The organism is Nonomuraea sp. PA05, assembly GCF_008086045.1.
Lineage (GTDB): Bacteria > Actinomycetota > Actinomycetes > Streptosporangiales > Streptosporangiaceae > Nonomuraea > Nonomuraea monospora.
Genome location: NZ_VSEY01000045.1, coordinates 20,856 through 47,060, shown reverse-complemented (window position 1 = coordinate 47,060; position 26,205 = coordinate 20,856). Strand labels below are relative to the sequence as shown.

The following is a 26,205-nucleotide window of genomic DNA, read 5'->3' as shown; positions in this document are numbered from 1 at the left end:
GATACTGGGCGAATGGCACGTGACGGCAGGCCGACCGACATCTTCGTCAGCTACTCCCCGGCCGACACAGCCTGGGCGACCTGGATCGCCTGGGAGCTGGAGGCGGCGGGATACCGCACCATGATCCAGGCGTGGGACTTCGTGCCCGGCACGAACTTCATCGACTTCATGGACCGCGGCGTCAGCGAGGCCCAGCTCGTCGTGGCGGTGCTCTCGCGCAACTACCTGGGCTCCCGCTACGGCCGGATGGAGTGGCAGGCGGCGCTGCGCGCCGACCCCGGCAACCCGTCCAACAAGCTCGTCACGATCAGGCTGGAGGACGTGCCCCTGGAGGGGCTGCTGTCCACCATCACCTGGGTCGACCTGCTGGGCGTCACCGACCCTGGCCAGGCCAGGGCGCTGCTGCTGGGCCGGGTCAGGGAGGCGCTGGCGGGCCGGGCCAAGCCGGAGGCCGCGCCCGCCTTCCCCGACGGCACCCTGGTTCCGCCGCCCGCGCCGACCCTGCCGCCGCCCGCCGAACGCGCCAGCGCCCGGCGCGCGCCCGTCACGCCGCCCACGTTCCCGCCGGTGGCCGGGCCGGGCAGGGCCCGCGACTCGATCAGCGTGCTGCACATCGGCGGCCCCCGCTTCGGCCGGGCGCTGCCCGACCCCGGCGACCCGTTCACGCCCGAGGACATGCAGGCCCGCATCTGGGCCGACCTGACCGCCCTGTACGACCGCGGCATGCCCCGCCCCGACCTGATGGTCGTCAGCGGCGACCTGACCGAGTCCGGCAGCCTGGGGCAGTACGCGCAGGCGACGCGGTTCGTCACCGACCTGCGGCTGCTGCTCGGCCTGGAGCCGCACCGGCTGGTGCTGCTGCCCGGCCCGCGCGACGTCACCAAGGCCGCCGCCAGCGCTTACTTCCTGACCTGCGAGGCCGACGACGTCAGCCCGCAGCCGCCCTACTGGCCCAAGTGGCGGCACTTCGCCACCCTGTTCGGTGAGCTGTACCAGGGGCTGGACGACCGGGTGTTCGACGGCGGGCAGCCGTGGACGCTGTTCGAGGTGCCCGACCTGAAGGTGGTGGTGGCCGGGCTGAACTCGACGATGGCGATGAGCCACCTGGAGCGCGACGCGTTCGCGATGCTCGGCGAGGCGCAGGCGGCCTGGTTCGCCGAGCGGCTGCGGCCCTACGAGGAGCGCGAGTGGCTGCGCCTGGGCGCGATGGGGCATCCCCCGGAGGAGCTGAGGGACGCGCCCGCCTACGAGCGGCTGCTGGGCCACCGCGTCAACCTGCTCTTCCACGGCGGCTCCGGCCAGGCGGCGGAGGGGCGCATCGCCGCGCCGCGCTCCGGGCGGCACCACGTGGTGGAGATCGGCCCCGACGGGCTGCGCACGTGGGTGCCCGACGGAGAGCGTCCCGAGCCGGTACGCGCCCGCTGGCGGGCCGCGCGGGCCACGTTCACCGGCGAGAGCCCGCCCGCCCAGCCGCCCGCCGCCAAGCCTGAGGAGCGCGAGCCGAGCCCGGTGGAGCTGCTGCTCGACCGGATCACCGAGGTGTGCGAGGCCAGGCACGAGCACACCAAGATCCGCAGGTTCGGCACGCACCTGGTGGTCACCCAGGCCGAGGACGGCTTCGTCCGGCAGACGATGATCGGCGCGCACGTGGGCGCGCTGGACGAGGAGGCCGCGGCCGGGTTCGTCCGGCAGGCGCACGCCGGCGGCCTGGCCGCCGAGCTGGTCTACCAGGGCCCGCCCGCGCCGCGCGCGCTGCGCGACGACCTGATGCGCATGGGCGTGCGGCTGCGCAGCTTCACCGAGTTCCAGGGCCTGCTCGACCTGAGCGGCTACGTGGCCGAGCAGACCGCCAGGCTGACCTCCGACCGGCGCTACCCGCCCGGCCTGTACGTCCCGCAGCGCTACCGCGAGCTCGACCGTCCCGGCGGCCAGACCCGGCAGGGCCTGACCGACGAGCTGATGCGGCTGCTGGCCGCCGACCACGGCCGGTTCCTGCTGTTGCTGGGCGACTTCGGCCACGGCAAGACGTTCGCGCTGCGCGAGCTGGCCCGCCGCATCCCCGCCGAGCTGCCGCACCTGACGCCGATCCTCATCGAGCTGCGCGCCCTGGACAAGGCGCACTCGGTGGACGCGCTGGTGGCCGCGCACCTGGCCGGCCACGGCGAGGAGGTCATCGACCTCAAGGCGTTCCGCTACCTGCTGCGGCAGGGGCGGATCGTGCTGCTGTTCGACGGGTTCGACGAGCTGGTCACCCGGCTGACCTACGACCGGGCGGCCGACCACCTGGCCACACTGCTGGCGGCGGCCGAGGACAAGGCGAAGATCGTGGTGGCCAGCCGCACCCAGCACTTCAAGTCGACCAGCCAGGTGCTCACCTCGCTCGGCGAGATGGTCGGGGTGCTGCCGCAGCGGCGGGTGCTCAGCGTCGAGGACTTCACGCCCGACCAGATCCGCGCCTACCTGGCCAACCGGTTCGGCGCCGGCGAGGAGGCCGGCGCCCGCATGTCGCTGATGGGGGAGATCGAGGACCTGCTGGCGCTGGCCCAGAACCCGCGCATGCTCAGCTTCATCACCGACCTCGACGCCGACCGCCTGCGTACGGTGGCCGGGGCCAGGCGCGCGGTCAGCCCCGCCCTGCTGTACGAGGAGATCCTCACCTCCTGGCTGGTCTTCGAGGAGCGGCGGGCCAGGATCCCCGGCTCCCCCTCCGGGCTGACCGTCGACGATCTGTGGCGGGCGGTGACGGCGCTGGCGGTGCGGCTGTGGGAGTCCGGCGAGGCGCTGCTGGCGCTCGACGAGCTGACCGAGGTCGGCGAGACGCTGACCGACCTGGCCGACGGGCAGCTCACGGCCGCGCACGCCGCGTTCCGGATGGGCTCGGGCAGCCTGCTGGTGCGCACCGATGAGGGCATGTTCGGGTTCATCCACGCCTCGGTGATGGAGTGGCTGGTCGCCCGGCGCATCGCGATGACGCTGGACCACCCTGTCCTGCTGTCGCGCAGGCCGCTGTCGGCACTGACCGTGGAGTTCCTGTGCGACCTGGCCGACGTGCGGGCGCTGCGGGCCTGGGTGAACGACCCGCCGCCCGACGACGTGCCCAGGGCGAACGCGGTCAAGATCTCCGCCAGGCTGCGCACGCCCGCCCACGCCGACCTGCGCGGCGCCAACCTCAAGGGCGAGGACCTGTCGGCCAGGGACCTGCGCGAGGTCGATCTCACCGGCGCCGACCTGTCGGAGGCCACGCTGGCCGGCACGAACCTGTCCAGGGCCGTCCTGCGCGATGCCAGGCTGATCGGCGCGCGGCTCGACGGCGCCCAGCTCACCGGCGCCGACCTGCGCGGCGCCGACCTGTCCGGGGCGCGGCTGGCGCAGGTGGACCTGAGCGACGCCGCGCTGGAGGGCGCCCGCTGGCACCGCGCCTCGCTCATCGACGTGACCGGCACGCTGCCGCACCTGCCCGGCGCCGCCGTGGTGCCGGGCCAGCCGGTCGAGGTGGAGTTCGCGCCGGCGGGCATCGGCGTCCCGTACGGCTACCACTTCCAGACCAGCCGCCTGCCGGAGCCGATCGCCTACAGCCCCGACGGGGCCACGATCGCGGTCGGCAACGAGGACGGCGGCGTGCTGCTGTGCGTCGGCGGCGCGCCGGTGCGCACGCTGCAGGGCCACCGGGGCCGCGTGTACGCGGTCACGTTCGCCGGCGGCCTGCTGGCCACGGGCGCGAGCGACGGCTTCGTGCTGCTGTGGGACGCCCTGAGCGGCGAGCTGCTGCGCAGGCTGGAGTGCCACCCCGGCGGCGTCTGGCCGGTGCGGCTCGACCCCTCCGGCGAGCTGGTGGCGGCGGGCGGCGCCGACGGCGTGGTCCGCGTGTGGGAGACGGCCACCGGGCGGCTCGTGCACGAGCTGGCCGGGCACCGGGAGCCCGTCTACACCGCCTCCTTCGGCGCCTCGGCCCTGGTGACCGGCGACTCCGCGGGCGTGGTGCGGGTCTGGGACCTCGGTTCGGGCCAGGTGAAGGAGACGCTCGGCGAGCACCGCGGCAGCGTCTACCGCGCCGTGCACAGCCCCGACGGGCGGCTGCTGGCCACCGGCGACGAGGCGGGCACCGTCCGGCTGTGGGACACCCGCACCTGGCGGCTCGCCCACGAGCTGACGGGGCACCTGGGCAGCGTCTACTGCGTGACGTTCTCGCCCGACGGCTCGCTGCTGGCCACCGGCGACACGGCGGGCAGCGTCCGCGTGTGGGAGACCTCGGGCGAGGCGCGCGGCGTGCACACCACGCACGCCGCCGCCGTCTACCAGGTGGCGTTCGGCCCCGACGGGCAGGTCCTGGCCACCGGCGACGCCAACGGCGTGGTCCGGCTGCAGCGCCTCGGCTCCGGCCAGCGGGTCGAGCTGACGGGGCACCGCAGCTCGGTGTGGCCGTTCGCCTTCAGCCCCGACGGGCAGCAGCTCGCCACCAGCAGCAACGACGGCACCGTGCGGCTGTGGGACCCCGACACCGGCCAGTGCCAGCGGGTGCTGCGCGGCCACGGCCGGCGCATCTCCTCCGTCCGCTTCAGCGCCGACGGCACCATGCTGGCGACCAGCGGCAACGACGGCCTCGTACGCGTGTGGGAGCCGCGCACCGGACGGCGGCTGCGCGAGTTCACCGGCACCGCCGACCGGCTCGTCTCCGCCTCCTTCTCCCCCGCCGGGCCGCTGCTGGCCACCTCCAGCAACGACGGCGGCGTGCACTTCTGGAACGCCGCCACCGGCGACTACGAGCGCGAGCTGAACGCCGAGACCGACCACGTGTGGGCCGAGGCGTTCAGCCCCGACGGCACCCTGCTGGCCACCGCCAACGACGACGACAGCGTACGCATCTGGTACCGCCCGACGGGCCGGCTGGCGGGCGAGCTGATCGGCCACCGCGGCCGGGTGCGCTCCATCGCCTTCAGCCCCGACGGCGCGTACGTGGCCACCGGCTGCGACGACCACGGCGTGCGCGTGTGGGACGCGAGCACCGGCCTGCGCGTCGCCAGGCTGGAGGGGCACCACGACCGCGTCTACTCCGTCGCCTTCTCCCCCGACGGCCGCTACCTGGCCAGCGCCGGCAACGACGGCCTGGCCCTGGTGTGGGAGCGGCGCCCCGGCCGACTGGTGCACACGCTCGACCTGCACGAGGGACGGCTGTGGAGCCTCGCCTTCGACGCCTCGGGCGAGCGCCTGGCCACCGGCGGCGACGACACGCTCGTCCGCGTCTGGGACACCGCCGGCGGGCGGCTGCTGCACACCCTGGCCGGGCACGCCCGCAGGGTCTGGTCGGTCGCCTTCAGCCCCGCCGAGGACCTGCTGGCCAGCGCCGGCGACGACGGCACGGTGATCCTCTGGGCGGGCGGCGAGCGCCGGGCCACCCTGCTCGGGCTGCCCGAGGGGTGGGCGGCGCTGGCGCCCGACGGGCGGTACAAGGTGCAGGGGGATCCCGGCGGGCAGTTCTGGCACGTGGTGGGGATGTCGCGGTTCGAGCTCGGGGAGCTGGATCCGTACCTGCCGGGGGTGCGGCAGGTGCCGCTCGACTCGCCGTTCTGAGCGGCATACCGGCGACATACCGGCGCTCTCTATGCTGACGGGCCTGTATCCGATCATGCTCTGAAGGAACTCCCGTGATCCGTCTCGCACTCGTGATCGTCTTGGCCGTGCTGCTGCCGATGCTCCCCGGCGTGTCCCACGCCGAGGTTCCGGGCGGCGCGCTGGGGACGGCGGGCAACCTCATGCGTGAGGAGCAGCCGCGCGCCGACGGGATCAGGCACGTGGACACCAAGGCGATCATCGCGGGGCTGAAGGCGCTCAACGCGAACACCTACGTCTATCCGATGGCCGGCGACAACGTGCACTGGACCGACCTGCGGGACGAGTTCCTGCCCGCCGCGGCCGCCGCCGGGATCGACGTCTGGGTGCTGGTGTACTCGCCCAGCCAGCAAGGCTGCTGCGTGTCCCGGCCGTACAAGCACGACTACGTCGCCTGGTCCCGCGAGATCGCCACCCTCGCCAAGGCCCACCCGAACCTGGCCGGCTGGACGGTGGACGACTACGCCTACGACCTCAAGACGTTCACCCCCGCCTACGTCGGGCAGATGCGGTCGGCGGCCAAGGCGATCGCCCCCGCGCTCAGGTTCGTCCCGACCGTCTACTACGCCCAGTTCACCGACGCGTTCGTGGCCGAGCAGATCCCGCTGGTGGACGGCGTGGTCTTCCCCTTCCGCGACGAGCCGTACCGGGACACCTCCTGGCCGTGGAGCCTGTCGTACCAGGTGCGGGAGCTGAGCAAGCGGCTGCCCGGCACCGAGATCTACCTGATGCCGTACGCGTACCCGCTGAGCCACGCCGCCCAGAAGCCGACGGTGTCCTACGTCGAGGCGGTCACCAAGAAGGCGGTCGAGCACGTCCGCGGCGGTGAGCTGGCCGGGGTCCTGCAGTACAAGCTGCCGTTCGTCTCCCGCGACCAGGCGTGGACGCGCCCCGCGGCCGACAACCTGGCCCGCACGGGCGACGGGCGGCTGAGCTTCGTCGTCCAGCAGCAGACCGCCACCAAGGCGGGCATGTCGTGCGGCGCGACGCGGAAGGCGGTCCTGGTCTCGGGGGCGGCCAGGCGGGTGGTGAGCTTCTGGCACCGCGACGCCCGCGGGCCGTCGCACCCGGCCGGATACCACGCCAAGCAGCTCCTGCTCAACGGCAAGGTGGTCTGGGAGCGCGACGTCACCGCCGACGCGGCGGACACCTGGGTGCGGGCGACGGTCGACCTCACGGCCAAGCTGAACGGGGCGACGAGCGCGACGCTGCAGTGGCGCCTGTACGAGCGCAAGGGCGTGAGCGACTACTTCATCGACGTCAGCGTGGACGACATCGCGCTCACCGGAATGACGATGAGCGACCCCGGTGCCGAGAACGCCGCCGTCTGGACGCCCGCCCTGGCCCGCACGGGCGGCGCCGTCTACTGCTCCGCCCAGGTCTACCACGAGAACTACGGCGCCGACCTCGGAGCGCGCATCGCCAAGCTCTACACCGCCGGCTAGAACACCTCGATCCGGTCCATGCTGATCACCGTGCTGCCCGACGCCGGGTTGCGCTCGCCCGTCACCCGCACCCGCAACGTGTGCTGCCCGCGCGGCAGCACCGGGCTCAGGTAGTTGAGCTGCTCCCCCACCCGGATGCCGCTGTAGTAGTCGACCCGCTGCTCGGCCCCGCCGTCGATGGAGATCGCGGCGATGCCGTTGCCCCGGTCGCGCACGCTGAGCAGGGCCACCCGGCTGCCGTTGAAGGTGACCGTCGCGGTCGCGCCGGCCTGGCCGCTCCAGTGGTCGTTGCCCCAGAAGCACTGGTTGCCGCAGCCCGAGCCGGACTGCCAGGCGCCCGCGTACGTGACCTGCGCGTCGAAGTCGTTGATCACCGACGTGGCCGCGCCGGGGTCGCCTGACGGGAGTCGCTGGGTGGCGCCCGCGGCCAGGGGGCGGCCGAAGTCCGGGGTGCCGTCGGCGTTCCAGGTGAACCTCTGCACCCGCGTGGTGCGGAAGTCGTAGGTGTAGGTGCTGGTGTTCTTGCCGTGGTAGGCGATCCAGTCCTCGGCGCCGTCGGGCGAGCGGAAGAACGAGTGGTGCCCCGGGCCCCACACGCCGGTCGCGTCGTCGCGCGAGAACACCGGGCCCGGGTGCTGCGTCCAGTTCGCGGCCACCATGGGGTTGGCGCCGTTCGCGATGCTCTTCATCCAGAGCTGGTAGTCGGGCTTGCCGGTGTCGCAGGAGGAGTAGGTCAGGAACGTCCTGCCGCCCCGGTAGAGCGGCGTCGGGCCCTCCCGCACCTCGGTGCAGCCGCCGCCGGCGGGGATCGCGACCCGGCCGCCGGTGACCGTCCACGGGTTGCTCATCCTGGCGATGTAGAGCTGGGCGGGGCCGCCGAGGCCGCGCCCCGGGCCGCTCCAGACGAAGTAGGACTGGCCGTTGTGGGTGATCGGCTCGCCGTCGATGGCGTACTCGCCGAAGTCGGCGATCTTCGCCTTGAACGTGTACGGGCCCATCGGGTCGTCGGCCGCCGACTCCAGGACGTACATGCGGTGGTTGGCGTCCACGCCGTCGGAGGCCGTGTAGTACAGGTACCAGCGGGAGCCGACGTGGCGGAAGGCGGGCGCCCACATCTGCTTGTTGCGGCTGTTGTCGCTGTCGCGCCAGACGACCTGCTCGGGGGCGGCCAGGAGGGTGGCCAGGCTGGGTGAGCGCCAGACGCCGATGCGGTCGCCCCGCGTGGTGGCCACGTAGTAGGCGCCGTTGTGGTGGATGAGGCTGGGGTCGGCGGACGGGTTCACCGGGTTGCGGAACGACTGCGTCGCCGCGCTCGCCTGCCCGGCCGGGGCCTGCGTGGTCAGGGCGACGATCAGTGCGGCCAGGGTGGCACGCCAGGGACGCGGCATCGGCGGTCCTTCCGGGGTGTCCTGTCGGGCGATCTTTCCGATCGTCACGGATACCGGTCAGGCCGTCAACCGCTCGTTCCTGGGGACGTGGCCGAGCCGGGATCAGCTCACGGCTCTGGGGTCAGCCGCGGGCGGCGCGGGCGAGGAGTTCCCGCCAGACCTCGTCCACCCGCCCGTCCAGCTCCTCCAGCGAGCCGTCGTTCGGGATCACGATGTCGGCCGCCGCCAGCCGCTCCTCCCGGGTCGCCTGCGCCGCGATGCGCGCCTTGGCGTCGGCCTCCGGCATGCCGCGGTGCTCGGACAGCCGCCTGATGCGCAGGTCGTCCGGTGCGTCCACGACGATGACGACGTCGTACATGGGGGCCAGGTTGTTCTCCACCAGCAGCGGCACGTCGTACACCAGGATCGTGTCGTCGGCGGCGGCCCGCTGCAGCTCCGCGACCCGCTCCCCCACCAGGGGGTGCACGATCGCGTTCAGCGCCGCCAGCTTCTCGGAGTCGGCGAACACGAACGAGCCCAGCTTCTCCCTGTTGAGCGAGCCGTCCGCCCGGAGCACCTCCTCCCCGAACGTGGCCACCACCCTGGCCAGGCCGGGGGTGCCGGGCTCCACCACCTCACGCGCGATCCTGTCGGCGTCGATCACCATGGCGCCCTTGGCCGAGAGCCGCCTGGCCACCTCGCTCTTGCCGGAGCCGATGCCGCCGGTCAGTCCGATCTTCAGCACCCCAGCAGCCTATCCAAGGCGCGTCAGCGGAGCATGATGAGAGCATGGTGAGAGCATGGTGAGCTGGATCGTACGGGCCGCCCACGAGCAGGCGGCGGCCGCCGGCGACGACTGGGTGGGGCCGTGGCACGTGGTGCTCGCCCTGCTGAGCGGCGACTGCCTCGCCGCGCGGGTGCTGAACGAGGCGGGGCTCGACCACGAGCGCGCCCTGGAGCTGCTGCCCCGCCATGGGCGGCCGGGGCACCACCGGGGCGGTGGCTTCGCCGGCCCGGCCTTCCACAAGCTGGACGGCATCGCGACCGGCCTGGCCCTGGCCGAGGGCGAGCGGGCGCCGTCGCCGGAGCACTGGCTGATCGCGCTGGCCCACGACGCCGAGGTGGAGCGGGGCGCGACGCCGCTGCAACCGTTCGGGCTGCGGCCTGAGGAGGTGCTGGCGGGGCTGCGGCGCCACGGGGTGCGGGTGCCGCCGCTGGACGCGCCCGAGCACGTGCCGTGGCGGGGCCGCCATCAGATCGTGGTGCCCGCCGCCGGGCTGCAGGCCGTGCTCGACCGGCTGAACGCCGAGCATCCGGCTGGCTCCGAGTGGCGGTGGGGCTGGAACTGGGTGGACGACGACCTGGGCCGCGCCATGATCATCGCGGAGGAGGGGATCGATCTGGCGTCCTGCGCAGGTACACCACCGTCAGGTGATCGTCCATCCGCTCACGGCTCGTCTCCCGGTAGCCCAGCCGGCGGTAGAGCCGCAGGTTCCCCTCCGACAGGTGGCCCGTGAACAGGTCGAACGCCTCCGCCTCCGGCACCTGTTCGTGCAGGGCGCGCAGCAGCGCCGTGCCCAGGCCCTGACCCTGCCGGTCGGGCGCGACGACCAGGCGGCCCACCAGGCAGGCGGTGCCGGAGAGCCGGCCGCGTACGGCGCCGACGATCCGCGTGCCGTCGAGCGCCTTGAGGACCAGCGCGCCTTCGATGACCTTGCGGACCTGCTCCAGCGACTCGACCAGAGGCGGGATGTACGGGTCGCCGTAGAGCTGGGCCTCGGTGAGGTAGGCCGCGCGTTGCAGGGTGAGGATCTCGCCCGCGTCGGCGGGCTCCGCTCGTTCGATCACCACCCTCGGCAGCTTATCTCAGGGGGACCGTCAGCTCCCCCGGGCAGCGGGTGCGCGCCCGGGGCGGGGTGCCGTTGACGAGGAAGTCGTGCACGCGGGAGCGCAGGCAGGTGGCGCGCAGCTTCGCGGCGCCCTGCTGCAGGTACGCGCCGTGACCGTCGCCGTGCCAGAGCACCGCCGCGCCGGGGATCCGCCCGGCCACCCGCGCGGCCCCGGAGGCGGGGCTCTCCGTGTCCAGCCGCCCGATCCCGACCAGCACCGCGGGACCCTTCCCTGCCCGCGAGGCGGAACGACAACCGGCGTCGGCCCCTCCACGCGCCGCCCCGGGCGAGGCCGCACCGCCGCGCGCCGCAGCAGGAGCACCTTCGCAGCGTCGAGCCGCAGCGGAAGGACCGTCGCCGCCACGCCCCGCCGTGACGAGGCCGTCAACGCCGAGTGCCCCCGTCCGGGGCGGCCAGCCAGGACGCCCGCCGATGCCCAGACAGCGCCCCACCTCATGCCGTCCCGTCAACCACCCCACCCGGGGCGCGATCGTCCGCAACCGCGACTCCATCGCCAGGAACCGCCGATACCCGGGCACGACAGGCATGAAGTCATGACAGTGCAAAGCCCGCGTCACCATCGCCGGCGCCACAGGCTGCCCCGGCGCCGCCATGGCCGCCAGCCCGCTCGCGTCGCCCGCCTCGGCCGCCGCGAGAGCCCCGGCCAGCTCGGGCCAGCGCTGCGGGACGAGCCCGGCGAGCACGGCCACCACGACCTCCCGCCCGTCCACCCTGCGGCCGGGACCGGCGGCCAGGGGCGCCCGTTCGAGCAGCCCGTCGAGCACCTTCACGGCGTCGTCACCCCCGAGCGGGCAGCCCATCCGCCCCGCGCACCAGGCCCGGAAGGCGGCGAGCTGCCGCTCGGCCGCCCTGGCGTGCGCGATGAGCCGCCGCCCGACGCTGGTCTGGCCGTGGTCGGGCACGCCTTCCAGGTACATCCGCTCCACCCGCCGTGGGTACAGCTCCAGGTACGCCTGCCCGTACACGGACCCGTAGGCGTTGCCGAAGTACCGCAGCCGCGGCTGCCCGAGGGCGGCGCGCACGGCGTCGAGGTCGTGGGCCACCTGCCAGGACGTCAGGCCCGCGTAGGCGGGCCCGGCGGCGATCCGGCAGCTCCGGTCGTAGGCGGCGTTGTCGCGGGCGTAGGCGCGCCATGTGGCCGCTCCAGGGGTGAGCTGGAGGCGGCGGGGGTCGGGCTGGGGCACCGAGCAGCGTACGGTGGCGGCGCTTCCGTGATCGCCGATGCCGCGCGTCTCGACGAACACCACGTCGAACCAGCGCGCCAGCTCGCTCACGGCGTCGGGCCGTGCGCGCACGCCCTGGATCACGGGGCCGGAGCCGGTGCTGACGACGAGGGGGCCGAGGCTGCCGTACGGGTCCCGCGCGGGCATCCTGGCCAGGTCGATCTCGGTACGCCGCCCGCGCGGCCTGGCCCAGTCGACGGGCACGGACAACTTCGCGCACTCCAGCCCGTGCCCGCACCCCCGCCACACCGGGACGACCGGAACCGAACCGGCCGGCCCACCCGGGACGCCCGCTCTCGGAGCGGCCGGCCCACCGAGGACGCCCGCCTCCGGAGCGGCCAGCCCGCCCGGGACGCCCGCCTCCGGAGCGGCCAGCCCGCCCAAGACGCCCGTCCTTGGAGCGTCGAGCTCACCTGGGACGTCCACTTTGGGAGCGGCGAGCCCCGCCGGGGTGGCCGGGACGGAGGCGGCGAGCGCCGCCGCCAGCACGGCCGCCGCCTGGATCACCCGCTGAACCATGCCCACTGCGTCACCCCTGAAGAGAGTCGCGACCACCAGCCGCCGCTCAGTCTCCCAGCGCCCAACCCAGCAGGTCAGAGCCTTGGCAAAGCCCCTTGGGTAAAATCTTTGCCCCCACAGCCAAGCATCCCGAAAAATTCGCGTATGCCGGTCACCAGCGTGTCGGGCGCCGCCATCCCCACCATGTGACTCGGACTCTGCGCCCGCCCCCAGTACACGAGATCGTTCCCCCGCTCGGCGACCCGCCGCATCACCTCGGGCCCTCCGTGCGTCACCCCGGTGGGCACGGCCCGCTGGGAGATCGGCAGCCCGGCCGCCCCCTCGTAGTACGTCCAGGAGGAGGAGCCGCCGGTCGCCGTGAACCAGTACAGGCTGGCGTTGGTGAGCACCAGGTCCCGCCCGATGGGCTCCTCCCCCGACCCCCACCCGTCGAACTCCTTGAACCTCTCCACCAGGTACGCGAGCTGCGCCACCGGCGAGTCGGCGAACCCGTGGGCGAGCGTCTGGGGCCTGGCCGCCAGGTAGGGGCCGTACCCGCTGCCCCCGGTCATCCACGCGGACATCTCCTCCAGCTCGGCGAGCTCCTTCTCCCCCAGCCCGTCGAGCTCGCCGGGCTGCCCCGTGGGGATGCCGAGCCCGGCGGTGATGAGCGAGCCCACCACGTGCGAGCTGTCCAGCGCGGCCAGTTGCGGCGTGACGAGCGCGCCTGCGTCGTTGCCGTGCGCGCCGTAACGCTCGTACCCGAGCCGGCGCATCAGCTCGGCCCAGGTGCGCGCCACCCGCTCGACGCTCCACGGCCGCTCGTCGGCGGGCTCGGGGAACGGCGAGAACGCGAACCCGGGCAGCGACGGCGCCACGACGTGGAAGGCGAGGCCGGGGTCGAGCCCGTGGCCGCGCGGGTCGGTGAGCGGCCCGATCATCTCCAGGTACTCGGCCACGGAGCTGGGCCAGCTGTGCGTCATGATCAGCGGCAGGGCGTCCGGCTCGGGCGAGCGCACGTGCAGGAAGTGGATGGGCTGGCCGTCGATCACGGTGGTGTACTGCGGGAAGGCGTTGAGCCTGGCCTCCTGGGCGCGCCAGTCGAAGTCGCCGGCCCAGTGTTCGGCGAGTTCACGCACGTACCGGACCGGCACGCCCCTGGTCCAGCCGCCGGGCAGTTGTGCCGCCCACCTGGTGCGCCGCAGCCGGGCTCGGAGGTCGTCGAGGTCGGCCTGCGGGATGTCGATCTGGAAGGGCTTGATGTCGTCCATGACCCCGAAGGTAGACCTCAACGCGGCAAGGATCGTTCCGCATTCGAACCCACCGCAAACGCGGAAGGCCTCACGCGGCCAACCGCGCGGCACCACCGCAAACACGGAAGGCCCCGCACGGCGAACCGTGCGGGGCCTTCCGGACTACCTGTGCCTCAGGCGGCCGAAGTCCTCAGCGAAAGCGAGGAGGACTTCAGCTCTGGCCGCCCGCGAGCTTCTCGCGCAGAGCCGCGAGCGCCTCGTCAGAGGCGAGCGCGCCACTGGCCGGAGCCGACGAGGAAGAGCTACCCGACTGAGCCGGGGTCTCGCCCTGGTAGGACGAGGGAGCGGCCTCGCCGGCCTCCGCCTCGGCCTTGCGGGCCTCCTCGATCTGCTTCCTGTGCGCCTCGAAGCGGGTCTGGGCCTCGGCGTACTGCCGCTCCCACTCCTCACGCTGCTTGTCGAAGCCCTCGAGCCACTCACCGGTCTCCGAGTCGAAGCCCTCGGGGTAGATGTAGTTGCCCTGGTCGTCGTACGTGGCCGCCATGCCGTAGAGGGTCGGGTCGAACTCGACCTCGGTGCCGACACCCTCGTTGGCCTGCTTCAGCGAGAGGCTGATGCGGCGACGGTCGAGGTCGATGTCGATGATCTTCACGAAGATCTCGTCGCCGACCTGGACGACCTGCTCCGGGATCTCCACGTGGCGCTCGGCCAGCTCGGAGATGTGGACCAGGCCCTCGATGCCCTCCTCGACCCGGACGAACGCGCCGAACGGCACCAGCTTGGTGACGCGGCCCGGCACGACCTGGCCGATCTGGTGGGTGCGGGCGAACTGCTGCCACGGGTCTTCCTGGGTGGCCTTGAGCGACAGGGAGACGCGCTCGCGCTCCATGTCGACGTCGAGGACCTCGACCGTGACCTCCTGGCCGACCTCGACCACCTCGGACGGGTGGTCGATGTGCTTCCAGGACAGCTCGGACACGTGGACCAAACCGTCGACGCCGCCGAGGTCCACGAACGCACCGAAGTTGACGATCGAGGAGACGACGCCCTTGCGGACCTGACCCTTCTGGAGGGTGTTGAGGAACGTCTGGCGAACCTCGGACTGCGTCTGCTCGAGCCAGGCGCGGCGCGACAGAACCACGTTGTTGCGGTTCTTGTCGAGCTCGATGATCTTCGCCTCGAGCTCACGGCCGACGTACGGCTGCAGATCGCGGACACGGCGCATCTCGACCAGGGACGCCGGGAGGAAGCCACGGAGGCCGATGTCGAGGATGAGACCACCCTTGACGACCTCGATGACGGTGCCGGTGACGATGCCGTCCTCGTCCTTGATCTTCTCGATCGTGCCCCAGGCGCGCTCGTACTGAGCCCGCTTCTTGGACAGGATCAGGCGCCCTTCCTTGTCCTCCTTCTGGAGAACCAGGGCTTCGACGTGCTCCCCGACCTCCACGACGTCAGCTGGGTCGACATCGTGCTTGATCGAAAGCTCACGCGAGGGGATGACACCCTCGGTCTTGTAGCCGATATCGAGAAGAACCTCGTCTCGATCGACCTTGACGACGGTGCCCTCGACGATGTCGCCGTCGTTGAAGTACTTGATGGTCTCGTCGATCGCCGCGAGGAAGGCTTCCTCGGACCCGATGTCGTTGACCGCTACCTGCGGGGTGCTCGAGGTGGCCTCAGTGCTGGACGTCATGTGTGGAATTGCTCCGAACGCGGACAGGATGTCGATGTGGCGGATGCGCGGCAGGCCCTCTTCCGCATCAAGCCGAGGAATTACGACATCGACGTGACCGAGCGCGAGCCCGCTCCGTCTGAGGCGCGCGCGAGCCCACAGCGCAGCGATCAGCATATGAGACCTTCGCCACTGGGTCAATCCGGGGAGACATCAGTAGGCGATGACCTCAAGCCCTCGCTTGGCCACGATATTACCTCGGAGTCTCTCCGGCAGGGAGATCCGCTCCGGGTCGCCATCGCTGACATAGCGCTCACCAGGGTGCTTGTCCAGCCAGCCGAGCCAGTATTCCGAGCACCATTTGCGGCACTCGCCCTTCTTGCCGTTGCTCTGGATGCGCTGGATCGCCCCGCGGTCGAACTTTTTCGCGTAGGGCGAAAGCGACGGCTCGGCCCCGGCGAGGAACACGCCCGCGAAATCATACCGCGTGCCGTCCCATGATCCGCTCCGCGCGGCCCCCTTGTTCCTGGGCATCGACCCGTACGGCAAAGCCATGGTCTGCGACGGCGGCGCGCCGAGCTTCTTGAGCAGGCGTTCGATTCGCACGATCTGCTCGCTGACCTTCTTGCGCTTGAGCATCCTCAGGTTCGGATGGCCCCAGGTGTGGTTGGCGACCTCGTAGCCGTGATCGACCAGCCACCGCACGGCGGCCTCCTGCGCGGCCCTGTCACGCAGCCCGAACGGCTCCCTGTTGATCCAGAACGTGGCCGTGGGCCGGAAGCCGGGGTGCCGGCTCGCCACCTCCTGGATCACGGCCACGGCGGTGCCGGGCAGCGGGGCGCCGTTCGCGTCGAGCCCGAAGTGGCTGGGGTGCCCGTCGTCGAAGGTGAGCACGACGGGGTACTTCCCGGCCGGCACCCGGATGTCTCCGGCGGCGAACTCCCTGGCGGTGATCGGCACGTAGCCCCGCTCCGCGAGCTTCTCCAGCTCCTTCCTGAGCTGGTCGGGCGTGCGGTCGAGCGAGGCGTGCCGTTCGGCCAGGATGCGGTGGTACATCAGGACCGGCACCAGCCCCGCCTCGTTGGCCCGCACCTGCCTGGCGAAGTCGGGCGTGGCCACCACCCCCGGCGGCTGCCCCACCGGGCTGGTGGACGGCTCCGGGGCGCCGGACGGGCCCGGGGAGCCGGGCTGCGCGGTGCTCCCCTGGACCTTGGCGACGCCCTTGGGCCCGGCCTGCGGCGGCGGCTCGCCCGGTAAGAGGCTCAGGCCGACGACGGCCACCGTGATCACCACGACGTTCGTGACGCCGATGATGCGCGGTAGTGCCCCTGGTGCCCGCACGAAACCCCCGAGCCGCTCGGTGAAGCCGGCTTTCCAGGCTAATGGAGAATCCATGACACAAGCGGCTCTTCAGGCCCCCGGGGACGGCTCAGTGGCCCGCGTCCTCCCAGGTGCGGCCCACGCCCACGGAGACCTCCAGCGGCACCCGCAGGTGGTAGGCGGCGTTCATCTGGTCGCACACGAGCTGCTTGAGCTGCTCCAGCTCGCCCGGCGCCACCTCGAACACCAGCTCGTCGTGGACCTGCAGCAGCATCCGCGAGCCCAGCCCCTCCTCGCGCAGCGCCTGGTGGGTGTGGAGCATGGCGACCTTGATGATGTCGGCGGCCGAGCCCTGGATGGGGGCGTTGAGCGCCATCCGCTCGGCCATCTCGCGGCGCTGGCGGTTGTCGCTGGTGAGGTCGGGCAGGTAGCGGCGGCGGCCCATGATCGTCTCGGTGTAGCCGTCGGTGCGGGCCTGGGAGACGATGGCGTTGAGGAAGTCGCGCACGCCGCCGAACTCCTGGAAGTACTCCTCCTTCAGCGCCCGCGCCTCCGAGACCGCGATGTTGAGCTGAGTGGAGAGCCCGAAGTCGGACAGGCCGTAGGCCAGGCCGTAGTTCATCGCCTTGATGCGGGCCCGCAGCTCGCCGTCGATCTGCTCGGGCGGCAGGTCGAAGACCCTGGCCGCGGTGGCCTGGTGGAAGTCGTGCCCCGACTCGAACGCCTCGATCAGCGACTCGTCGCCCGACAGGTGCGCCATGATGCGCAGCTCGATCTGGCTGTAGTCGGCGGTCAGCAGCGTCTCGTAGCCCTCGCCGACCGTGAAGCCCTGCCGGATGCGGCGGCCCTCGGCGGTGCGGATCGGGATGTTCTGCAGGTTGGGCTTCTCCGACGACAGCCGGCCGGTGGCGGCGATGATCTGGTTGAACGTGGTGTGGATGCGCCCGTCGTCGGAGATCTCCTTGATCAGGCCCTCCACCGTGGTGCGCAGCTTCTGCTGGTCGCGGTGTCGCAGCATGATCGTGGGCAGCTCGTGCTCGGTCTGGGTGGCGAGCCAGGCGAGCTGGTCGGCGTCGGTGCTGTAGCCGGTCTTGATCTTCTTGGTCTTGGGCAGGCTGAGCTTGGTGAACAGGATCTCCTGGAGCTGCTTGGGCGAGCCCAGGTTGAACTGCTCGCCGACCGCGCGGTGGGCCTCCTCGACGGCGTGCTTGACCGCGGCGCCGAACTCCGCCTCCAGACCGGCGAAGTACTCGCTGTCGACGGCGATGCCGGCGCGCTCCATCTCGGCCAGCACCGACAGCAGCGGCAGCTCCACGTCGGCCAGGAGCTGGGTGCCGCCGCGCCCGGCCAGGAACGCCTCCAGGGCCTCGGCCAGCTCGCGCACGGCGTGGGCGCGCAGCGCGAGGTCCTTGGCGGGCGCGTCCTCGTCGTCGCCGAACAGCGCGGCCTGCCCGCTCGGCTCCTCCTCGGCCCGCAGGTCGCGGTGCAGGTAGCGCCTGGCCAGGTCCTCCAGGGCGAACGTGCGCTGCCCCGGCATGGCGAGGTAGGCGGCCAGCGCGGTGTCGCAGCTCAGGCCGCGCAGCTCCATGCCCTGCGCCCAGAGGGCCAGGATGGGCCCCTTGGCGTCGTGCACGGCCTTGGGCTTGGTGTCGTCGCCCAGCCAGGCCCGCAGCGCCGCCTCGTCGCTCTCGGTGAGCTTGACGGGGTCGATGTGCGCGGCGGTGCCGTCGGGCGAGGCCACGGCGATGGCGTCGATGCGGCCGGTGCCGCTGCCGTAGGCGCCCTTGAAGGCCAGCCCCGCGCGGCCCTCGGGCAGCGCCGACAGCCAGCCGGCCACCCGGTCGGGGCCGAGCAGCACGGTCTCGACCTCGAAGCCCTGCTCGGGCTCCTGCTCGCCGGTGCCGAGCACCTTGAACACCCGCTCGCGCAGCTCGCCGCGGATCTGCAGGGTGTCGAACAGCTTGTTGATCTCCTCGCGCTCCCAGGTGCCCTGCTGGAGGTCGCCGATCTCGACCTCCAGGGGGACGTCGCGCAGCAGCTCGGTGAGCCGGCGGTTCATCAGCACCTGGGCGACGTGCTCGCGCAGCTTGTCGCCGACCTTGCCCTTGACCTCGTCGACCCGGTCGACCAGCGCGGTCAGCGAGCCGAACTCGCGCACCCACTTGGCGGCGGTCTTCTCCCCCACGCTGGGGATGCTCAGCAGGTTGTCGCTGGGGTCGCCGCGCAGCGCGGCGAAGTCCGGGTACTGGGCGGGGGTCAGGCCGTACTTCTCCTCGACCGCCTCGGGGGTGAACCTGGTCATGTCGCTGATGCCGCGCCGCGTCATCAGGACGGTGACGTGCTCGTTGACCAGTTGCAGCGCGTCGCGGTCGCCGGTGACGATCAGGACGCTCATGTCGTCGGCGGCGGCGCGGGTGGCCAGGGTGGCGATGAGGTCGTCGGCCTCGAAGCCCGCCTTGGACAGCCGCGGGATGCGCATCGTGTCGAGCAGCTCGAAGATGAGCTGCATCTGACCGCGGAAGTCTTCCGGGGTCTCGCTCCTGTTGGCCTTGTACTCCGCGTACTCCTCGTGCCGGAACGTCGGCTCGGAGCGGTCGAAGGCCACCGCGACGTGCGTGGGCTGCTCATCACGCAGGATGTTGGTCAGCATCGAGGTGAACCCGTAGACCGCCTCGGTGTGCTGACCGTCGGTGGTCATCAGGTTGGCGTCCTTGAGCGCGTAGAACGCGCGATAGGCCAGGGAATGCCCGTCAAGCAGCAGCAGGCACGGGCGGCTGGGGGTCACTTCACTCTTCGGCACGTACGCAGCCTAGTCTGCGTCTCCGACAGAAAACCCGAGCTCGGAAGAGTGGAGGCGTCACCTTGACGCAGACCGACCCCATAGACGTCTCGATCTTCGGCGACCTGCACCAGGGCACGCTCGCCGACAGGATGGGCATCGAGTTCCTGGAGGCCACGCCAGAGCGGGTGGTGGGCCGGATGCCGGTCGAGGGGAACACGCAGCCGTACGGGCTGCTGCACGGCGGGGCGTCGGCGGTGCTCGCCGAGACGCTGGGCTCCGTGGGAGCCGCCGTGCACGCGGGGCCCGACCGCATCGCCGTGGGCATCGAGCTGAACGCCACGCACCATCGCTCGGCCACCTCTGGGTACGTCACAGGGGTCGCGACCCGGTTGCACGGCGGCCGCACTCTGGCGACGTACGACATCGTGATCACCGACGAGCAGGACCGCCGCGTCTGCACGGCGCGGCTCACCTGCATGCTGCGCGACCGCTGAACGCCCTTCGGTCACGTCCGTCACTTTGGCCGACCCTTTGCGCATGGCCCCCGGGGGTCGCTACCGTGGTCGCAACAGAGCCCGCGGGGAGGCCCAGTAGAAAACGTGTTCGGCCCCGAACGACTGCGAGGGTGCTCTCGCGATCGCCCAGGGGTCCTTACATGGCCCCAAAGGTCGCCCCGCGGGCTCGTCCACGTTTCACCCTCATCGTTACCGACTCGTTTCCTCGAAGCGCCAGGCGTCTCCCCTCATTTAGCCCCTGACCAGGCTTGTTGATTCCTCACATCAGTGACACGCAGTTGTCACTAATTGGTGACGAACGATACTGAACCGGGCGTGGCCGGAATAAGCTCCCGCCATTGCATCCCAGTTGTGCCTGCGATGCGCGCGTGTCGAGATGGAGGGGCACAACCCCGCCTTGACCTACTTTTGAGGGAGCACCATTGCGCAGAGCCGTGATCGCGTTCACGGCCTTCCTGGGTGGACTCATCTTCCTGCTGGCCGGGCCCGCCCACGCGGGTCCCGCCGACTGCCAGGGATTGAGGGGAACACTCAAACTCCAAGGCCAGCCAGTGAACGGCGCCAAAATCGCTGTGACCACAGAGGGCGGACAACCCGTCGAGACGGTCACGACAAACGCGGAAGGCACGTGGGACGTCCAGGTCGACGAACCGGGTAAGTACAAGGTCACGCTGGATGCCAGCAGCCTTCCGCAGAACGCGGAGGTGCGCGGCGGCAACAATGTGCGCACGCCCACCGTCTACGAGGGCAACTGCTCCACGGTCCTGTACGCCCTGCAGCCCAAGGGGGCCGCGAACCAGCAGCAGGACGGCGGCGGCACCAGCTCGTTCTGGGCGCAGGCGGCGCAGCTCACGTTCGAGGGCCTGAACCTCGGCCTGATCATCGCGCTCGCCGCGCTCGGCCTGTCGCTCATCTACGGCACCACCGGCCTGACCAACTTCGCCCACGGCGAGCTGGTCACGCTCGGCGCGATCCTCGCCTACGCGTTCAACATCGGGTTCGGGCTGCATCTCATCCCGGCGGCCGTGATCGCCGTCATCGTCGCCGGAATGCTCGGCTACCTCCAGGACCGCTTGTTCTGGGGGCAACTGCGCAAACGCGGCACCGGCACGATCGCCATGATGATCATCTCGATCGGTGTGGCGCTCTTCCTCCGGTACGTGTACCTGATCTTCTTCGGCGGCCAGACCGAGGCGTTCGCGCAGTACACCGCCCAGCCCGGCGTGCAGATCGGCCCGATCTCGGCCGCGCCCAAGAACTTCGTCGCCATGGGCATCGAGCTGGCGGTCCTGATCATCGTCGGCATCGCGCTGCTGCGCACCCGCACCGGCAAGGCGGCCCGCGCCGTGGCCGACAACCCCGCGCTGGCGGCCTCGTCCGGCATCAACGTCGACCGGGTCATCAGGATCATCTGGACCGTGGGCGGCGCCATCGCGGCGCTGGCCGGCATCATGCTCGGCCTGTCGCAGAACCTGAAGTTCACGATGGGCCAGGACATCCTGCTGCTCATCTTCGCCGGCGTCACGCTCGGCGGGCTCGGCACCGCGTTCGGCGCCCTGGTGGGCTCCCTCGTGGTCGGCCTGTTCATCCAGGTCTCGACCCTGTGGGTGCCGCCGGAGCTCAAGAGCGTCGGCGCGCTGGCGGTGCTCATCATCGTGCTCCTCGTCCGGCCGCAGGGCATTCTCGGCCGCCGCGAGCGGATCGGCTGATCGGGGGAGGATCAGAATGGACTGGATCACGATCTTCAGTACCACCATCAAGGCCGCCATCGGCGTCGAGACGGTGCTGTACGCCATCGGCGCCATCGGCCTGAACGTGCACTTCGGCTACACCGGCCTGCTCAACTTCGGCCAGGCCGCGTTCATGGGCGTGGCCGGCTACGGGCTGGCCGTCACGGTCACCGTCATGGGCCTGCCGTTCTGGGTCGGCATCTTCGTCGGCCTGATCGCCGCCGTGATTCTGGCGATCCTGCTCGGCATACCGACGCTGAAGCTGCGCGCCGACTACCTGGCCATCGTCACCATCGCGGCGGCCGAGATCGTCCGCCTCATCTTCCGCTCCGTGCAGTTCAAGAGCGTCTTCGGCGGCTCCGACGGCCAGCGCGGCTTCTCCGACGGCTTCTACGCGCTCAACCCGTACCCCGATGGGGAGTACGGTTTCAACCTCGGGCCCGTCCCGCTGCTGTTCGGCCACCGCACGATGTGGGTGCTGACCGTGGGCTGGGTGCTGATCGCCGTCTTCAGCTTCATCGTCTACCTGCTGATGAAGAGCCCCTGGGGCCGCGTGCTCAAGGCCATCCGCGAGGACGAGGACGCGGTGCGCAGCCTCGGCAAGAGCGTGTTCTCGTACAAGATGCAGGCGCTCGTCCTGGGCGGCGTCATCGGCTGCTTCGGCGGCTTCATCTACGGGCTCGGCTACGCCTCGGTGCAACCTGACGTGTTCGGCACCGAGACCACGTTCTACATGTACACGATGCTCATCCTGGGCGGCGCCGCGCGCGTGCTCGGCCCCGTGCTCGGCTCGATGATCTTCTGGGTGCTGCTGGTCCTGTTCTACAACGTGATGACCGAGGCGGTCGCCGCCGGGTACATCACGTTCCTGGACACCAACCAGGTGGGCGCCATGCGCTGGATCCTGGTCGGCCTCGGTCTGATCCTGTTGCTCATCTATCGGCCGCAGGGCATTTTGGGGGACAAGAGGGAGATAGCGATCGATGCGCGACGCTAAGACGACTGTGACCGGCGGCCAGGCCCCCGGGGCCAACGAGCGCAAGGCGGCCGCCCTGGCCGCCTTCAAGGACCTGGCCCGCGACCCCGGCGTGCCCAAGCCCGACCCGATCCTCGTGGCGGACAACGTGGTGCGCCGCTTCGGCGGCCTGACCGCCGTCGAGGTGAACCACGTCGAGGTGCAGCGCGGCTCGATCACGGCGCTGATCGGCCCCAACGGGGCGGGCAAGACCACCTTCTTCAACCAGCTCACCGGCTTCGACACGGCCGACTCCGGCGCGTGGACGTTCAACGGGCGGACCATGAACGGCGTGCCCGCGCACAAGGTGGCGCGGGCCGGCATGGTGCGCACGTTCCAGCTCACCAAGGCGCTGTCGCGGCTGACGGTGATGGAGAACATGCGCCTGGGCGCCCAGCAGCAGAAGGGCGAGAACTTCTGGCGGGCCCTGTTCCCCGGCATCTGGCGCGGGCAGGAGCAGGAGATCACCGAGCGGGCCGAGGACCTGCTGGTGCGCTTCAAGCTCGACGCCAAGCGCGACGACTTCGCCGGCTCGCTCTCGGGCGGCCAGCGCAAGCTGCTGGAGATGGCCCGCGCGCTCATGGTCAACCCCGAGCTGGTCATGCTCGACGAGCCGATGGCCGGCGTGAACCCGGCCCTGACGCAGTCGCTGCTCGGCCACGTGAAGGACCTGCGCGAGCAGGGCATGACCGTGCTGTTCGTGGAGCACGACATGGACATGGTCCGCGACATCAGCGACTGGGTGATCGTCATGGCCCAGGGCGCCGTGATCGCCGAGGGGCCGCCCTCGACGATCATGTCCGACGAGCGCGTGATCGACGCCTACCTGGGCGCCCACCACGACGCGCCGCTGTCGGAGGACGAGCTGGAGGCTCAGCTCCACGAGGCCGAGGCGGCCCTGGAGGCGGAGATCCACGACACCGGCGACAGCGCCGGCGTCACCGCCCCCGAACCCGAGACCGCAGAGGAGAGGCAGAAGTGAGCGCCGATGAAGCGCCCGTCCAGTCCGTCCAGTCAAAGGCCGCCGTCACCGACCGCACCGCCCACCTGGCGGGCGCCGAGGACGCGGTGCTGCGCTGCGACGAGCTGATCGCGGGCTACCTCCCGGGCGTCAACATCCTCAACGGCTCCGACCTGTACGTGAAGGACGGCGAGCTGATCGGCATCATCGGCCCCAACGGCGCCGGTAAGTCGACCCTGCTCAAGGCCATGTTCGGCCTGGTCAACATCCGCAGCGGCACGGTCGTGCTCAAGGGTGAGAACATCACGAACATGAAGGCGCACTCGCTGGTCTCCCGCGGCGTCGGCTACGTGCCGCAGACCAACAACGTCTTCCCCAGCCTCACCATCGAGGAGAACCTCGAGATGGGCGCCTTCCAGGTGCCGGGGAAGTTCAAGGAGCGCTTCGAGTTCGTGGCCGAGCTGTTCCCCGCGCTCAAGGAGCGGCGCAAGCAGCGCGCCGGCTCCCTGTCGGGCGGTGAGCGGCAGATGGTGGCGATGGCCAGGGCCCTGATGACCGAGCCCTCCGTGCTGCTGCTCGACGAGCCCTCGGCGGGCCTGTCGCCCAAGCTGCAGGACCTGGTCTTCATCCAGGCCCAGCAGATCAACAAGGCCGGCGTGACCGTGATCATGGTGGAGCAGAACGCGCGGCGCTGCCTGCAGATCTGCCACCGCGGCTACGTGCTCGACCAGGGCCGCAACGCCTACACCGGCACCGGCAAGCAGCTCGCCAACGACCCCAAGGTCATCGAGCTGTACCTCGGGACGCTGGCCAAGGCGTAAGTACCGGAAAAACGGAGAAGGGGCTCCCCTGGGGCCCCTTCTCCGTTTTTAAATGAGCGATGTGAAACGTTCAGCGACAATCGCGCTCATCCTGCCCGCGCTGCTCGTCGGCTGCCAGGAGGGCGCCTCCTCCTCGCAGAAGTTCAGCACCGGCGGCGACCCCACCGACAGCCCCTGCGACCGCGTGGTCTCCGCCATCGGCTACGCGGGCCTCATGCTGGAGCCCAAGGGCCAGGAGGACCGGCAGAACTTCGAGGACGCCCTCATCGGCCGCCTGGCGGAGGTGCACGGCATCACCCTGCAGTTCGGCCCCGGGCTGCCAGGGTCACTGCAGGAGGACGTGAGGACGGTCAAGGAGACGACCGCGGGGCTGTCCCGTAACGGCGTGCCGAAGGAACGGCAGGTGGCGCTGCTGAGGCAGTACAGGGCCGCGGCGGATCGGATCGAGGCCGGATGCGAGTAGCGGTACCCGGTGCAAGGCACAGGGCCCGGTCGGTGTGACCGGGCCCTGTCTGTTGATGTCGCGGAGAGGTCGTCAGCCGGCGATGTTGCCGGTGCGGTACTCCAGCGCCTTGGTGGCGTACTTGTTGTCGTCGCCGTACTGGTAGATGCCGATGGTGGCGACGGCCGGGTCACCGGCCTCGTTGAACTCGACCGGACCGCTGACGCCGTCGTAGTCGATGTCCGTGCCGGCCTTCAGCAGGTCGACGCACTCCTTGAAGCTCTTGCACTTCGTGCCGCCCTTGCTGACCTCCGCCAGCTTGGCCGCGATGTCCACGCCCGCGTCGCTCTTGGCCGCCTCGGCCGCCAGCGCGATCAGGTTCGCCGCGTCGTAGGACTCGGGGGCGTAGCTGAAGTCCTCCAGGTCGGGGTCGACCCCGGTGAGCTTCTTCTGGAACTCCTCCGGAGCCGCCGCGCCGGGGATGGTGCCCTTGACGCCGTTCAGCGTGCCCTTGGGCATCTTGACGTAGTTGGTGTTCGACGTGTTGCCGTCCACCATGTACCACTTGTGCTTGTCGGCCGGCAGGCCCTGCTTGACCAGCTCCTGGACGACCTTGGCGGTCTCCTCGAAGCCGATCAGCACGATGCCCTTGGGGTTCTTGGCCTTCAGCTTGGCGACGTCGGCGGAGAAGTCGGCGGCCTTGGGGTCGTAGTCGACGCGCTCGACGACCTCGGCGCCGCCCTCGGTCACCGTCTTCTGGACCTGGTCGGCCAGGCCGGTGCCGTAGGAGTCCTGCATGGCCATGATGCCGACGGTGTCGTTGCCGTCGGCGACGATCAGGTCACCCAGCACGCGGCCCTGCAGCTTGTCCGGAGGGGACGTACGGAAGTAGAGGCCCTTGTCCTCGATCGTGGTGAACTTGTCGGAGGTGTTGGCCGGGGAGAAGTGCACCACACCGGCGCCCGTGATCTTGTCGATCACCGACTCCGACACCGACGAGGACGCCGCGCCGATGATGGCGTCGGCCTTCTGCGCGAGCAGCTTGTCCACCGACTGCGAGGCGATGTTGGTGGTGGTGTCGCCCGAGTCGGTGTCGAACTTCTGCACCGGCTTGCCGAGGACGCCGCCGGCCTCGTTGATCTCCTTGAGCGCGAGGTCGACGCCCGCGAACTCGGGCGGGCCGAGGAACGCCAGCGAACCGGTCTGGGGCAGCAGCGTGCCGAGCGTCAGGGTGCCGTCACCCTTCGCCGCGGGGGCGGACGAGGCCGGCGCGGCACTCTGGGAAGCCTGTGTGGCGGTGTCACCGCCGCCACCACCGCAGGCTGTCAGGGCGAGGCTGGTGGCAGCCACGACAGCCAGCGCCCGTCCCACGGGAGCAATGCGGATCATGAAGTGTCTCCTCCGATTCCAGGCCGGGATCCTCAGCACCGCCGAGCGTTCCCGATCGAATGCAGGAAACGTACAAAATCGCTGCACACTCGAACCAGATCCGCTGGAGAACTGTCGGCACTTGGATGCGGAGTCGTAATCACTCCTCAACTTACGAGAGCTGCGCGGGGACGCTTAATGTGCGACGGGTGAAGCGCAAAACGCCTCTCCTGCTCGCGGTCGCGTTCGCCGCAGGCTGCGGTTCCCCTCCAC

Annotated in this window: 17 protein-coding genes and 1 pseudogene; 9 read left to right on the top strand and 9 right to left on the bottom strand. The window is 71.0% G+C overall.

Annotation, left to right across the window (positions count from 1 at the left end; all coding sequences use genetic code 11):
• Positions 1-12: 12 nt before the first annotated feature.
• Positions 13-5,568 (top strand): TIR domain-containing protein, encoded by a 5,556-nt coding sequence (locus tag FXF51_RS48310; RefSeq protein ID WP_148441565.1) that lies wholly within the window; start codon positions 13-15, stop codon positions 5,566-5,568.
• Positions 5,569-5,642: 74 nt separating this feature from the next.
• Positions 5,643-7,052 (top strand): hypothetical protein, encoded by a 1,410-nt coding sequence (locus tag FXF51_RS48305; RefSeq protein ID WP_148441564.1) that lies wholly within the window; start codon positions 5,643-5,645, stop codon positions 7,050-7,052.
• Here FXF51_RS48305 and FXF51_RS48300 read toward each other — a convergent pair.
• Together FXF51_RS48300 and coaE are read right to left on the bottom strand one after the other, a co-directional pair.
• Positions 7,049-8,440, bottom strand: a complete 1,392-nt coding sequence (locus FXF51_RS48300) for a glycoside hydrolase family 43 protein (protein ID WP_148441563.1) — start codon at positions 8,438-8,440, stop codon at positions 7,049-7,051. The genes FXF51_RS48305 and FXF51_RS48300 overlap by 4 nt on opposite strands.
• A gap of 121 nt (positions 8,441-8,561) precedes the next feature.
• Positions 8,562-9,164, bottom strand: coding sequence for a dephospho-CoA kinase (coaE, locus tag FXF51_RS48295; RefSeq protein WP_148441562.1), 603 nt, complete (start codon positions 9,162-9,164; stop codon positions 8,562-8,564).
• A gap of 55 nt (positions 9,165-9,219) precedes the next feature.
• Between coaE and FXF51_RS63195 the strand changes: the two are divergent.
• A pseudogene (locus FXF51_RS63195) lies at positions 9,220-9,372 on the top strand (Clp protease N-terminal domain-containing protein); the annotation flags it as partial.
• A 424-nt stretch (positions 9,373-9,796) separates the two neighbouring features.
• Here the strand turns inward: FXF51_RS63195 and FXF51_RS48285 are convergent.
• The 6 genes from FXF51_RS48285 to polA form a co-directional block, all read right to left on the bottom strand.
• Positions 9,797-10,267 carry a GNAT family N-acetyltransferase gene (locus FXF51_RS48285; RefSeq protein WP_148441632.1) on the bottom strand — a complete coding sequence of 157 codons (471 nt, stop codon included), beginning with the start codon at positions 10,265-10,267 and terminating at the stop codon, positions 9,797-9,799.
• A gap of 13 nt (positions 10,268-10,280) precedes the next feature.
• Positions 10,281-12,071: an alpha/beta hydrolase gene (locus FXF51_RS48280; RefSeq protein ID WP_262380352.1), complete on the bottom strand. Its 1,791-nt coding sequence runs from the start codon at positions 12,069-12,071 to the stop codon at positions 10,281-10,283.
• A 74-nt stretch (positions 12,072-12,145) separates the two neighbouring features.
• On the bottom strand, positions 12,146-13,321 hold the full coding sequence (locus tag FXF51_RS48275; RefSeq protein ID WP_148441559.1) for an epoxide hydrolase family protein: 1,176 nt from the start codon (positions 13,319-13,321) through the stop codon (positions 12,146-12,148).
• Positions 13,322-13,514: 193 nt separating this feature from the next.
• Positions 13,515-14,999 carry a 30S ribosomal protein S1 gene (gene rpsA / locus FXF51_RS48270; RefSeq protein WP_148441558.1) on the bottom strand — a complete coding sequence of 495 codons (1,485 nt, stop codon included), beginning with the start codon at positions 14,997-14,999 and terminating at the stop codon, positions 13,515-13,517.
• Between the two features lie 192 nt (positions 15,000-15,191).
• Positions 15,192-16,373, bottom strand: a complete 1,182-nt coding sequence (locus FXF51_RS48265) for a polysaccharide deacetylase family protein (RefSeq protein ID WP_187414986.1) — start codon at positions 16,371-16,373, stop codon at positions 15,192-15,194.
• Positions 16,374-16,407: 34 nt separating this feature from the next.
• A complete protein-coding gene (gene polA, locus FXF51_RS48260; RefSeq protein ID WP_148441557.1) occupies positions 16,408-19,098 on the bottom strand; it encodes a DNA polymerase I in 2,691 nt (896 codons plus the stop codon).
• A 62-nt stretch (positions 19,099-19,160) separates the two neighbouring features.
• On the opposite strand from polA, the gene FXF51_RS48255 reads away from it, so the two are divergent.
• From FXF51_RS48255 to FXF51_RS48230, 6 genes are all read left to right on the top strand, one after another.
• Positions 19,161-19,574: a PaaI family thioesterase gene (locus FXF51_RS48255; RefSeq protein WP_411268433.1), complete on the top strand. Its 414-nt coding sequence runs from the start codon at positions 19,161-19,163 to the stop codon at positions 19,572-19,574.
• A 593-nt stretch (positions 19,575-20,167) separates the two neighbouring features.
• Positions 20,168-21,304, top strand: coding sequence for a branched-chain amino acid ABC transporter permease (locus FXF51_RS48250; protein WP_262380336.1), 1,137 nt, complete (start codon positions 20,168-20,170; stop codon positions 21,302-21,304).
• 16 nt (positions 21,305-21,320) lie between these two features.
• Positions 21,321-22,322, top strand: coding sequence for a branched-chain amino acid ABC transporter permease (locus tag FXF51_RS48245; RefSeq protein ID WP_148441556.1), 1,002 nt, complete (start codon positions 21,321-21,323; stop codon positions 22,320-22,322).
• A complete protein-coding gene (locus tag FXF51_RS48240; RefSeq protein WP_262380335.1) occupies positions 22,309-23,322 on the top strand; it encodes an ABC transporter ATP-binding protein in 1,014 nt (337 codons plus the stop codon). Before FXF51_RS48245 ends, FXF51_RS48240 begins: the two co-directional genes overlap by 14 nt.
• Positions 23,319-24,122: an ABC transporter ATP-binding protein gene (locus FXF51_RS48235; protein WP_222871806.1), complete on the top strand. Its 804-nt coding sequence runs from the start codon at positions 23,319-23,321 to the stop codon at positions 24,120-24,122. Before FXF51_RS48240 ends, FXF51_RS48235 begins: the two co-directional genes overlap by 4 nt.
• A 61-nt stretch (positions 24,123-24,183) precedes the next feature.
• Positions 24,184-24,585: a hypothetical protein gene (locus FXF51_RS48230; protein ID WP_148441555.1), complete on the top strand. Its 402-nt coding sequence runs from the start codon at positions 24,184-24,186 to the stop codon at positions 24,583-24,585.
• A 72-nt stretch (positions 24,586-24,657) separates the two neighbouring features.
• On the opposite strand, the gene FXF51_RS48225 is transcribed toward FXF51_RS48230, so the two are convergent.
• Entirely contained in the window at positions 24,658-25,953 is a 1,296-nt protein-coding gene (locus FXF51_RS48225) for an ABC transporter substrate-binding protein (RefSeq protein WP_148441554.1), read from the bottom strand.
• Positions 25,954-26,205 lie beyond the last annotated feature (252 nt).